Annotated in this window: 11 protein-coding genes and 1 pseudogene; 1 reads left to right on the top strand and 11 read right to left on the bottom strand. The window is 60.1% G+C overall.

Features of this window, described 5'->3' with window-relative positions; all coding sequences use genetic code 11:
- From VIW95_RS16685 to VIW95_RS16635, 11 genes are all read right to left on the bottom strand, one after another.
- The coding region (locus VIW95_RS16685) for a hypothetical protein (RefSeq protein ID WP_331588641.1) at positions 1 to 474 on the bottom strand (474 nt) is incomplete at its 3' end.
- A gap of 66 nt (positions 475 to 540) precedes the next feature.
- Positions 541 to 978, bottom strand: coding sequence for a DUF2784 domain-containing protein (locus VIW95_RS16680; protein WP_331588639.1), 438 nt, complete (start codon positions 976 to 978; stop codon positions 541 to 543).
- Between the two features lie 4 nt (positions 979 to 982).
- Complete coding sequence (locus VIW95_RS16675) at positions 983 to 1,801, bottom strand: cytochrome c oxidase assembly protein (RefSeq protein WP_331588637.1); 819 nt, start codon at positions 1,799 to 1,801, stop codon at positions 983 to 985.
- Between the two features lie 12 nt (positions 1,802 to 1,813).
- Entirely contained in the window at positions 1,814 to 2,143 is a 330-nt protein-coding gene (locus tag VIW95_RS16670) for a cytochrome C oxidase subunit IV family protein (protein WP_331588635.1), read from the bottom strand.
- Positions 2,140 to 4,614, bottom strand: a complete 2,475-nt coding sequence (gene ctaD / locus VIW95_RS16665) for a cytochrome c oxidase subunit I (protein WP_331588633.1) — start codon at positions 4,612 to 4,614, stop codon at positions 2,140 to 2,142. The genes VIW95_RS16670 and ctaD overlap by 4 nt, the downstream gene beginning before the upstream one ends.
- Positions 4,615 to 4,624: 10 nt before the next feature.
- Complete coding sequence (gene coxB / locus VIW95_RS16660) at positions 4,625 to 5,602, bottom strand: cytochrome c oxidase subunit II (protein ID WP_331588631.1); 978 nt, start codon at positions 5,600 to 5,602, stop codon at positions 4,625 to 4,627.
- A gap of 47 nt (positions 5,603 to 5,649) precedes the next feature.
- Complete coding sequence (gene nrfD, locus VIW95_RS16655) at positions 5,650 to 6,870, bottom strand: NrfD/PsrC family molybdoenzyme membrane anchor subunit (protein ID WP_331588629.1); 1,221 nt, start codon at positions 6,868 to 6,870, stop codon at positions 5,650 to 5,652.
- 9 nt (positions 6,871 to 6,879) lie between these two features.
- Entirely contained in the window at positions 6,880 to 7,389 is a 510-nt protein-coding gene (locus VIW95_RS16650; RefSeq protein WP_331588627.1) for a DUF3341 domain-containing protein, read from the bottom strand.
- On the bottom strand, positions 7,386 to 8,747 hold the full coding sequence (gene nrfD, locus VIW95_RS16645; protein WP_331588625.1) for an NrfD/PsrC family molybdoenzyme membrane anchor subunit: 1,362 nt from the start codon (positions 8,745 to 8,747) through the stop codon (positions 7,386 to 7,388). The genes VIW95_RS16650 and nrfD (VIW95_RS16645) overlap by 4 nt, the downstream gene beginning before the upstream one ends.
- A 1-nt stretch (position 8,748) precedes the next feature.
- A complete protein-coding gene (locus tag VIW95_RS16640) occupies positions 8,749 to 11,667 on the bottom strand; it encodes a molybdopterin-dependent oxidoreductase (protein WP_331588623.1) in 2,919 nt (972 codons plus the stop codon).
- A gap of 12 nt (positions 11,668 to 11,679) precedes the next feature.
- On the bottom strand, positions 11,680 to 12,195 hold the full coding sequence (locus VIW95_RS16635; protein WP_331588621.1) for a cytochrome c3 family protein: 516 nt from the start codon (positions 12,193 to 12,195) through the stop codon (positions 11,680 to 11,682).
- Between the two features lie 256 nt (positions 12,196 to 12,451).
- Between VIW95_RS16635 and VIW95_RS16630 the strand changes: the two are divergent.
- Positions 12,452 to 12,632, top strand: a pseudogene (locus VIW95_RS16630) (LL-diaminopimelate aminotransferase); the annotation flags it as partial.

The raw sequence follows: 12,632 nt of genomic DNA, 5'->3' as shown, positions 1-12,632 counted from the left end.
GAGCAGATTGAACGCGAGCGCGGGATGCCGCCAGAAAAAATACGAGAGCATCGCGGCGGTGGCGAGCAGGTTGCCGACGATGATGCCCCACCAGGTCAGTTCCACCATCACGTTCGGCCCGAGGAACAGCACGACTGCGATGAAGAAGACCTCGAACGCGACGAAAAAAATCACCAGCGAAAACAGCAGCGACGACTCGGTCTCGCACGCCTCGAGCAGCAATCCTCCGGCGATTCCGAACGTGATGAACGCGCCGAAATGGATTAACGAATACTCCAGCGCCAATACCGCCAGCCCGTGATGAACTTCGTGACTATGCGAGCCGTGGAGAATCGTGGCCGCGAGCAACGCGGGCGTTTCAAGTGCGTGGCCGCGAATCAGATCGAAGAGCAGGAACCAGACCGCGACCATGACGGCGCCGATGATGCCGGCGATCGCTCCGTCGATAATGATCCGCGTCCTCGAGTGTTCCATGCGTCAACTACTAACCCACAAGATCAGCACCCGGCAAGCGAGTAACCTTGCTCGAAATCTCCTGCATCACGAAACCGAATTTCGTCGGGTGAAATTTGAAGCAGCTGAGCGGTTTGCAGTCGGCCGCTGCATCGGCACGAACCAAAGTGTCACGAGCACCAAGGCGCCGAAGGTCAGGTAGACGGTCGTGAACACCCACGGCTGAGCCTGATAGAAGATCAGCGAATCGAGCCAGTATCCGACGAAATCGCGCGAGTAGCCGGACTCGCCTCCTTTTGCTCGCAATATATTCTCCCAGACGGTGAGTGGACAGGTTGTTCCAATCAGCGCCTCGCAACACACGAACAGGATCATTGCGACGTGAACCAGCCGAAAATAGAAGTTCCGGATCCAATGCCATCCTGCTGCCCAGCCGACCAGAATGGCCACGAATCCGATGACCACAAACGCGACGTAAGCCGCGTGAATCACCGTTACGAGGTCTGCTGCAACCAGCCATAACATCGACTTACGAGTGTGCGACGCTTCGCGCTGGCACGACGCGCAGCTCGGGCGGCGTCGATACCGGCAGAACCGGAACATCCTCGTCTTCGCGCTGCTGCCATTTGTAGAAGATGAACGTGAACACGAACATCAGGTAGGTGCCTTGACCGATCCACATGATCAGGCCGCCGAGCACCTGGTCTTCGAGCGGCTTGAGGCCCCATCCGTGCGCGCTCTCGGTGTACCAGGGATAGATCACGCGGGTCGCGAGCGTTATCGGCGCGGCGACCGCGGTCATCGGGATCATCAGCAGGAACAGGTAGAGGATTTGCGCCGGGTACGAGAGTCGCGGCAACTCGGGGAGAGGACTCAGGATCGGCCACCACAACAGGATGCCGGCCGCCATGAAGAGCAGATGCAGGAAGATGTGAAAATTTTCGTCGCGGCACATCCGATCGAAGATCGGCGGAAAATGCGCGGTGACGAAGACCGCTGAAAAAATCAGGAACGCGACTACCGGTGTCGTAAGCAACCGCGCGACGGGCTTGAACGGCCGGCTGAGGATCCACGGCCGCAGCATCCAGCCCGGCGTCCCCAATAGTAACAGCGGCGGGATCACGAAGGTCTGCATCAGATGCTGCAGCATGTGCATCGAGAAGATTCGCGCGTCGGCGAGTTCATCGAGCTCCGTGTGCGTGAACAGGATCGCGCCCATCGCGATCGCGAACCACATCGCCTGACGCCGCGTCGGTCTGCGGCCGGCCACGCGGCATGCGCCAAGGTAAATCGCGATCAGGACCGCGATTCCTATCGGGATGCTCGGATGTTCGCCGAAAATATCCATCGTCAAACGCCGCTATCCAATCGGCGCCATGTGATTCGACAGGTACGCAAAAAGCAGGATGAGCGCGAGCAGCAAGATTCCCGCCATCATCAACGGAAAGACGAACACCCCCGTCAGCAGCCAGCCGTCGTACTTCAGATGCATGTAGAACATCGCGACCAGCGCGAATTTTGCGGCGGCCAGCACGATCAGCACCGGCACCAGCACCGGGCGCAGCGCGTGCACGTAGAAGACGGTGATCTCCATCGCCGTTAACACGACGAGGAACGCGGCGATGATGAGGTAGGTCGCCGCACCGGGATGATGAACCTGCCCGCCGTGGGTGTCCGCAATATCGCTCATGCTCCTGGTACCGCCTGCATCAGATAGACGAGAGTAAAAATGATGATCCACACGACGTCGACGAAATGCCAGTAGAGTCCCGCGAGTTCGACCGATAGCGCACGCGACTTGCCGAGGTTGCCGGTCATCGCGGCGACCAACAGTACCGACAACCACAGCACGCCGATCGCGACGTGCGCGCCGTGGAATCCAACCAGCACGAAGAACGACTGCGAGAAGAGGTTGGTGGTCAGTCCCATGCCTTCGTGCATGAAGCTGGTGAACTCGTAAACCTGGCCGCAGAGAAAAATCAGCCCGAACAGGACGGTGCCGCCGAGCCAGATTCGCTCCCATCGCTTGTCGCCGCGCTGCGTCGCCGCGAGTGCCAGCACCATCAGTAGTGAACTCATCAGCAGGATGAAGGTGCTGAACGAGGTGAGCGGGATGTTCAGGATTTCCGGCCCGGGACCGGTGACGCTGCGCGATTTGTAAACGATGAAGGTCGAGATCAAGCTCGCGAAGAATACGCACTCCGACCCGATGAACGACCAGATGCCGATTTTGCGCACGTCGATTCCGCCCGACGACGGCGCATGCTCCGGATCGTGCGACTCCTGGCCGAAGTCCGCGTACTCGAATCCCATCCCGATGATCGACAGCACCACGACCACCGCGCCGATGATCACGATACGATACCAGTCGATGATCAGCCCCAAGCCCATCGTGCCAACGCCAAGACTCATCACCAGCGGGAAGATTGAAGGCGCGGGCATGTGGATATGCTCGACGTCAACGGGCTGCGCAGCTTGCGATAGCGTCGGCGTTTGCCCCGACATATAAGCGGCGACGCCGCGCGAGCCCGCGCGACCGTATTTCAGAATCCACCATGCGTCACGTCCGCGGATTTGCGGGATCGTCGCGAAGTTGTACGCCGGCGGCGGCGATGGTGTGGACCATTCGAGGCTGCGTCCGTCCCACGGATCAGCGGGCGCACGCTCTCCGCCGATGAGACTTTTGAAAATGTTGATGTAGAAAAGCAGGAACGCGATGCCGAGAATGAACGCGCCAACCGTCTCGAGCTGGTTGAGATGCGTCCAGCCCATGTCGGCGCCGTACGTGTAAGTGCGTCGCGGCATCCCCCACATCCCGACGATGTGCATCGGAAAAAACGTGACATTGAATCCGACCACCGTCAGCCAGAAGTGCCACTTGCCAATCCGCTCGCCCAGCATGCGGCCGGTGATTTTCGGCCACCAGTAATAGAATGCCGACAGGATCGCGAACATCGCGCCGCCGAACAGCACGTAGTGAAAATGCGCGACGACGAAGTACGAGTCGGTCTGCTGGAGATCGATCGGCGCCGACGCGTGCATGATTCCGCTGAGTCCGCCGATCGTGAACTCGAGTATCATCCCAAGCGCGAAATAAAATGCAGTCGTCATGCGCAGCGAGCCGCCCCAGACCGTCGCGATCCAGCTGAAGACTTTGACGCCGGTGGGAATCGCGATCAGCATCGAGGTGATCGCGAACGCGGAATCAGCCACCGGGCCCATCCCCGTCGCGAACATGTGATGTCCCCACACGCCGTACGACAGGAATGCGATCAGGCAGATCGAATACGCCATCATCGGATAGCCGAATAGCGGCTTGCGCGAAAAGGTCGGGATCACTTCGGAGATGATCCCGAAAGCCGGCAGCGCCATGATGTACACTTCGGGATGGCCGAACAGCCAGAACAGATGCTGCCAAAGGATCGGCGTAGCGCCGGCGGATGCGACGTAAAAGTGAGTATCGAAGAAACGATCGAACAGCAGAAAAATCAAACCGATCGTGAGCGCGGGAAACGCGATCAGGATCAGGATCGAGGTCACCAGCAGCGACCAGATGAACATCGGCATGCGCATGTAGGTCATGCCCGGCGCGCGCATCGCGATGATCGTCGTCAGGAAGTTCAGGCCCGTGAGCACCGTCGAAGTGCCTGACACGAGCAGACCGACCACCCACCAATCGATCGCGAGGCCGGGGGTGAAGTAGCGCTCGGTCAGGTTCGCGTAGCCGAACCATCCTGCGTCCGGAAGTCCGCCGCGTATCCAGCCGAGATGGAGCAGGATTCCCGCGACGAGAGCCAGCCAGAAGCTCAGTGCATTGAGGCGAGGGAACGCAACGTCGCGCGCGCCGATCTGCAACGGGATCAGGAAGTTGCCCAGAAATCCGAGCAGCAGCGGCATCACGACCAGGAAGATCATCGTCGTCCCATGCATCGTGAAGAACGCGTTGTAGGTCGCCGCCGACAGCGCGTGATTGTCCGGATGCCACAGCTGTACGCGAATCGCCATCGCTTCGAGCCCGCCGAACGCCATGAAGAACAGCGCACTGGCGAGATACATCACGGCGACCCGCTTATGATCGATCGTCGTCAGCCATCCGACGATGCCGCCACCTTCGAGGTAGCTCGGCTGATGCACTGGCAATGGTTTCGGTTGCGCAGCCATTCCTCGCTCCCTATTTCAGACTCTCGAGATACGCGACCAGCGCGTTCAGCTTCGGTCCGGGCAGCAGCAGCGGCGGCATGTTCGCGCCCGGCTTGATCTCTTGTGGATTCTCGATCCACTTCGCGACGTTGGCGGGCGTGTTCTGCAGGACCCCGGCGGCCAGCGTCGTGCGGCCGCCGAAATGCGTCAGGTCAGGTCCGATGTACCCCTTCGAGACGCCCTGGATCATGTGGCAGGTCGTGCACGGACTGTCGGCGAAAACTTTTGCGCCGTCTGACGCCAACTGATCGGTCGCCGGAGTTGCGACCGGCCCTGCGAGCTGCTCTCTATCCCACTTCGCGAAATCGTCCGGCGAATCGACGAACGTTCGGAAGCGCATATTCGCGTGCGACAGGCCGCAGAACTCCGCGCATTGCCCGGGATACATTCCCGGCACCGTCGCGACGAAGGTCAGCTCGTTGATCTGGCCGGGCACCACGTCGCGCTTGCCGCCAAGTTGCGGCACCCAGAAGCTATGAATGACGTCGGGCGATTCCAGCAGCAATCGAATCGGCCGGTTGACGGGGATATGCAGTTCGTTGCTGGCCTTGGCGCCGTCGGGATAGTCGAATTCCCACCACCACTGATGCGCGACGACTTTGATCTCGAGCGCGCCCGCAGGCGCGACCGCCGGCTGCGAGCGAAAAATCGTACGTATCGTCGGCACGGAGATCATCAGCAACACGAGCGCAGGGCCGAGCGTCCACACGATTTCGAGGCCCAGGTCGGACGACGCGGTTGCCGCCGGAGCCGCTTCGCCCACTCGTGAAGAGAAAACGAACACCGCGAGGATGAATGCGGTGACCACGATCGCCAGAATGATCGCGTCCCACACCGTCACATCGATGTAGAGACTCTGAATCCAATTCGCGAGATCCGACTTCGGCGAGACCGTCGTCATCGGTCGGTCCGTCGACGAGCATCCGGCAAAAGTCAGTGCAATAGCCACTCGCATAGTTATCGAGGCGATCGAGTACCTATTTATGCCGCGCCCGCTCATTCCGCGTCGTCTCCAACCGGTTCTCCGGAGGTCGCAGCCTGCGCGACGCGGTTCAGTCCCGGCACGGCACAAATCAGAAATGCGCCCACAAACCCGATCGAGATCAGAAACTGCGTCGGCCCAAAAGGAATCGCGTCGAGCGACAGCGACGGAATCACCAACACGTAACGCTCGAGCCATATCCCGATGAGTCCCAGCGCAGACACCGTGCCCAGAATCGCCGGCGATTTTTTGGTCCGCACGCTCATCAGCACCACGAATGGGATCATCCAGATCAGTACGAGACAAGCCACCGACAGTGGAGACCATGGCATGTGATGAACCCGCTGAACGATAAAGAAGGTTTCTACCGGCAGGTCGCCGTACCAGATCACGATGTACTGAGCGAACATCAGGTAAATCCAGAATACTGAGAACGCAAAGACCATCTTGCCGAAATCGTGCATCACGGTGGGATTCGTGAAGAGGTTGTGATCGCCCAAGCGGCCGCGCATCACGGTCGCTACCAGAGCCATCGCGGTCAATCCGCTCCAGAAAGCGCCGGCGAAAAAGTACCAGCCGAAAAGCGTGCTGCGCCACACCGGCGCCAGCGACATCACCAAATCGAACGAGATCAGCGTATAGACTACCGCGAACAAAACCGCGACCAGCGGCGCCCAGAATCGTATCGAATGTGGCGGCAACTCGATGTCGTCGGTGGCGATCGTCCACGCTTGTGCATCGTCGCCGCGCGACACGCGAATAAACGCGAAGCTCGCCGCCGCTATCACGCCAAGACCGATTCCGTCGCGCGCAAAGAGAAATGGAATGTTCAGCCATGCGGCCTTCTGCGGTATCGGATGTGTGACCCACGGAAAAATCAGGCTGCGGCCGAAGTACAATCCAAAAAACAGAAAAAATCCTACCCACAGAAATGGCGCGAACGCTTCGCCGAGTCGATACGGCGTCGATCCACCCCACTTCGCTTGCGTCAAATAAAACGCCGCGGACGCGACGACTGCACCCTGCGCGACGCCGAGGAAGAACAGTAAATTGACGAGATAGGCCTCCCATGCGATCGCGGCCCCGCCTCGCATGAGCGCCAACCCGAACGCAATTGCGCCAATCACGATCATCGCGCCCGCGACCGCACGCATCGTCGTGCCAGCCACCGACTCGACCGGTTGCGGCTTCATCACCGCGCGCTCACGACGCGCCATTTGAAGATTGGTGCTCATCGCCGTTTGCTAGACGCCTTCACGCATGACCTCTTCCGCGCCCGAGTCTTTCATGATCGACTCGACCCGCGCCGCCTCGTCCTCGTCGCATCGAACTACGACCCCAAATCGATCCTCGCCGAACCGCCCGTCGTATCCCGGTGCAATTTCGGCCGCAGGAATCCCCGACAGTCCCAGCACGCCGAGAAAGCCGAAGATTCCGCCCAGCAGCACCATCAATTCAAAGCAGATGATGATGAACGGCGGCCACGACAGCAGCGGTTTGCCACCCGCATTGAGCCGCCACTCGTAGGTGGTTCCAATCGTGATCGCCAGCCCGGTAAGCACGCCCGAGATTCCGCCCATCAGCACGATCCATCGCACCGGGCTCTTCTTCAAGCCGATAGCGTGTTCGATTCTGTGGCTCGGGATCGGCGAGAACGTATTGAAGTCGCCGACCTTGGCCGCGCGAAGCTCCTCGATCGCGTGCGCGCATTGAGCGTCATCCGCAAACGAACTTATGATCGCAATCGTGCTCATGCGGCAGCTCTGACTCGATCTCTCTTGAGCGCCTTGCGCAGCCAGACGATTCCTTCCTTGAGTTCCGTCATCGATATGATCGGCAGGAACCTCGAAAACAATGAGAAAAGCCCCAGGAACCATGCGAAGCTGCCGACCGTGATCATTATTTCAGTGAGCGACGGACGATAGCTGGCCCATTGCGACGGCTCGAAGTTCGCCGTCAACGAGCCCGCAATAATTACGAACCGCTCGAACCACATCCCGATGTTCACGAAAATTGTGATTACCCAAAGCGCGCGCAAGTTCACCCGGATGCGCGGGGAGAATAGCAACAATGGTATTACGCAGTTGCACAAGACCATTACCCAGTACATCCATCCCCACGGCCCGAAATAGCGCATGTGGAATGTCGTCTGCTCTATTGGATCGCCTGCGTACCAGGTCATGAAAGCTTCGGTGATGTAGGCGTAGGAGACGACCAGCGACGTCAGCAGGACGACCTTGGCGAGATTGTCGAAATGCCACTCCGTCAGCAGGTCCTCGATACCGAGCAGCTTGCGCATCGGAATTAGCAGCGTAATAACCATCGCGACTCCGGAGAAAATCGCGCCGGCGACAAAGTATGGGGCGAAAATGGTGCTGTGCCAGCCGGGATTTATTGCCATCGCGAAATCCCACGACACCACCGAGTGCACCGACAGCACCAGCGGAGTGGCTAATCCCGCCATTAGCAAGTACGCCATTGAATAGTGCCGCCACTGACGGTCGGTACCCTGCCAGCCCATCGCCAGCACTGTGTAAAACGTCTTGCGCCACCCGGTCGCGGCCTCGCGCGCGTTCGCGATATCGGGAATCAATCCCATCGTCCAGAACAACGCGCTAATAGTCAGATAGGTACTGACTGCGAACGCGTCCCACACCAATGGCGATCGAAAGTCGGGTTGTAGGTATCTCTCATTAGGGTATGGCAATAGCCAGTAGAAAAACCACACGCGGCCAAGATGTATTAATGGGAACAGTCCCGCAGTAGCTACTGCAAATATAGTCATCGTCTCAGCTGCGCGATAAACTGCAGTGCGCCACTTGGTACGGAACAGGAACAGAATCGCGGAGATCAACGTCCCCGAGTGCGCTATACCGACCCAGAAAACGAAGTTTGTAATGTAGATTGCCCACATGACCGGCTGACGAAGACCCGTCACGCCCAGTCCCGAGTAGATCTGATGGGCCCAGAATCCAGCCGCGATGCCGACCAGCGTGAAACAGAACCCGACCCACGCCCAGTAGGCGCGGCCCGCCGGCTCCATCACCCGAAGCACGCTGCGGTCGATGTCGCGGTAGCTCGGTTCCGTGTTTGTTTTCGGCGCCGCTGCCACCTCAGGCCTTTCCCTTCTCGCGATAGAGATCGCGCAGGTACGTGATTGCCGGTTGCGTATTGAGTTCTTCGAGCGCGCGATAGTTGCGGAGCTTGTTGTCATCGCGACGACGCATCATCGCGCTCGCAGGATCGTTGCTGTCGCCGAACGTGATAGCCCGTGTCGGACACGCTTGCTGACAGGCCGTGACGATCTCGCCGTCGCGCAGCTGGCGATCTTCAGTCTTCGCGTTGAGCTCGGCGAACTGGATTCGCTGCACGCAGAACGTGCATTTCTCCATCACACCCGCGCCGCGCACCGTCACATCGGGATTGAGTTGCAGGTTGAGCGGCGCGGGCCACTCCGGCACGAACCAGTTGAACCGCCGTACCTTGTACGGACAGTTGTTTTCGCAATAGCGCGTGCCAACGCATCGATTGTAAACCTGACCGTTGAGCCCTTCTTCGGTGTGATACGAGGCGAACACCGGGCAGACCGGCTCGCACGGCGCGTGATCGCATTGCTGGCACAGCATCGGCGCGAGATAGAGTTGGGGTGCTTCCGCCGCTTCCTTCTCATTCGGAAAATAACGCTCGATGCGAATCCACGACATGATTCGTCCGCGATCGACGCCGTCTCTGCCGACCGTCGGCACATTGTTTTCCGCGTAGCACGCCGTCACGCACGCACTGCATCCCGTACACGCATTGACGTCGATCGTCATGCCCCACTTGTGCCCCGCATATTTCCACGGCGCGTACATTTCGAACGGCCCGCTAACTTCCTCGGCCTCGCTCTTCGGAACCACGCCGCTCGCGAGTTGCTCAATACTCATCGCCTCGACGATCGAGCGGCCCATCATGTCGCTCTTACCCAGCGGCGTCACCAGCGCGCGAGTCGTGCCGGTCGCACGCGCAGTCGCGGCAGCAAAGGTCGCGCCGGCTGCGAGAATCGTCCACGTATTTGCGCCGACGTCTTTCGCATAGCGCCCGTACGCGCGATGTCCCTGCCCAATCGGCACCGCGATCACGCCGGGACGCACGCTGCTCTCGACCAGCACCGGCGCCTCGATCGCTCCGTGCTCAGTTTTGATCTCGATGATGTCGTCCCTGCTGACGCCGAGTTTGCGCGCGGTGTCGGGATGGACTTCGGCCCAACTGTCCCATACGAGCTGGGTGACCGGCTCGGGCAATTCCTGCAGCCACGGCTTGTCGGCGCCGCGTCCGTCGTAGAGGAAGATATGTGGATAGGCGTAAACGGAAAGTTCCATCTGAGCCGCGGTCGGTACAGCCGCCTTGAACGGTGATGTGTCGAGGCTGAGCGCCGCAAGATGCTGTTCCTCGAACGACCCGCCTTCGCGCCGGACGTTTATCCAGAAATCTTCCGGATTCTCATCCTCTGCTTTGGGAGCCAGCGCCAGCCATTCCGCCTTGACCGCTTCCGCAGCAGTGGTCCACGGAAGTTTCGTGCTCGAGGTTTTCGCCGCGGCCGCGATCAGAATGTCGCCGACCGGCTTGCTGTCGAACACCGGCTGCATCACCGGCTGTCCCAGTCCGCGAATTCCCGCGCGCGGCGCCGTATCGCGCCACGATTCGAGCGGGTGATGCGCCGGGATGAGAAGGCTCGCCATCGCGGCGGTCTCGTCGGGCACGCCGCCCATCCACACGACGAACGGAACTTTTTGCAATGCCTCGGCGACTCGCGCCGACGCCGGCATCGTAAAGACCGGATTCACGCCCGCGATAACCAGCACGTCGATTTCGCCGCCTCGCATCGCATCGACCGCCGCGTCCACTTCATCGGGCGTGCTGGTATCTTCGGCCGGCGCGCCTTCGAAGAACATTATCGTTTTGCCGAAATTGCCGGTCACCGAATTTAGGATCATCGCCGCCAGATGCGCCGACGAATCGTCGGTGCCCGCGATCGCCAGCGCGCCGTCAGCCTTGCCGAATGTCTCGCCCAGACGCGTGATCGTCTCAACGGGTACGCCGGTCCGCGCGCTCGTCGCAGCCGGATCGAAATTCTCCACGGCCTTGCCGAGCGCCGCGAGATCAAAGTCCGAATTCTGCGAAACCTTGCCTTGCTTGACCAGCACGTTGAGTACGCTCCAGGCCACGTCGGCTTGCGCTCCAGGAGCCGTCGCAATCCATTCGTCGCACTTCGACGCCGTCATACTGAGCCGCGGGCCGACGTAGGCAGAGCGCCCGATCGTCAATGTGCCGCGACGCTTCTGCGGCGTACGGAACTGCGAGTATTGGCGCGCCAGTTCCACCGGCGATTGCCAGGTCTCTAAAAAGTCCGCACCGAAGGAAATCAACACTTCGGCCTGATCGATTCGATAGATCGGCAGATCGCGCCGGCCGAAGAGCATCTTCGCCGCGGCCCGCGTTGGTTCATTGTTGATTGCTTCGTAAAATATCGCGCGCGACGAATTGTGAGCGGCGACAAACGCGAGCGCGATCTTGCTGAACGTCGGTCCATTCGGCACACCAAAGAATGCGACGCGATCCTTGCCCGCCTTCGCCGCCGTCGCCAGCCGGTCGCCGAACATTTTCTCGGCCTCGTCCCACGACGCTGTCCGAATTGCGCCGTCACCGCCGCGAACTTGCGGATGCGCGAGCCGGTCCGGATTGTACACGCCCTGCAAGGCAGCCTGCCCGCGAGCGCACAAGGCTCCCTGGCCGATGGGATCCGCGGGATTTCCCTCAAGCTTGACCACCCGCCCTTCGCGAATTCGCGCCACCACACCGCATCCCGCGGGGCACTCGTTGCAGGTCGTCGCAAAAAAACTCGGGACGCCCGGCACGACGTTCTCGTCGGGCACCACGTACGGGATCAGCTTGCGCGCCGCCGGCTCGCAGCCAGGGATCGCTGCCGCCGCGCCGGCAGTCGCGGCCAGCTTGATAAACGATCGCCTGGATATCGACGTTCCTTCGCGCATCCGCTTCCTCACTCAGTGATGACAGCCCACGCAGTCGAGCGTCGCTTTCTTCTCCGTATGACAGTCCACGCAAAATCCCATGTTGATTTCATGCACCGGCACCACGCGATCCATCGTCTGCACCGGCCCGTGACAGCTCTGGCATTCGATACCGGCATGAATGTGCGGCCGATGCGTGAAACGCACGAAGTCCGGCAGCGTGTACACGCGGTTCCACTGGATTTCAAACGCCGCCGGCGTGTCGTCCGTCCACGGCCGCGTCACAGGCTGGATTCCGCCCCCGGCAATTCCGTTGCCGTGACATCCGACGCATCGCGCCACCGCGGGGATTCCGGGCTCGGACGATCGGCTCGCATAGGCGTGGCAATACTGGCAGGGAATTTTGTTGACTCCGGCGTGTACGCGATGGCTAAACGGTATCGGCTGAACCACGTCATTACGCGGCGCCCACGGCCGTTGCGACAGCGCGATCACCGCCCCGCCCATGACGAGCATCAACAAGGCCAGCGGGAGGATTATCCGGTTCATTGCTGACGGTAAGGCTTGTGAATAATCCCAAAGTGCGCCGTTGCGCCACCGTACGACGGTTAAAATTTCTAACAATACGATCGTTCTCAATCAAGCAAAGTTAATGTTACCGGTTGCCTGCGGCGCTCGGAGCAGAGCATCCGCCTGTGGATTTCCATTGCGCGAGAACGGCGATTTATTGCTGCAAGTAGTTCCGACGCTCCGAACAATATGTTAGTTATGACTAGGTTTTTGTGGTCTGAGGCTGTTTCGACAGGTGCAAATCAAGACTGCTTCTCGACTGGGTCTGTTACCGTCCTACCTTTTTGCCGAGCTTGACCGCCTGAAGAAGGAGGTCGCGAGCAAGGGTATTGACGTCATCAGCCTCTCGATCGGCGACCCTGATCTGCCCACGCCGCGCCACATCGTCGAGTCGCTCAAGCGCGCCGCCGACAACC

The sequence above is a fragment of the Binatus sp. (SeqCode) genome (assembly GCF_036522015.1).
In the GTDB taxonomy this organism is placed as follows: domain Bacteria; phylum Desulfobacterota; class Binatia; order Binatales; family Binataceae; genus Binatus.
Note: the sequence above shows the minus strand (reverse complement) of the source record. Positions and strands in the feature narration are given on the sequence as shown.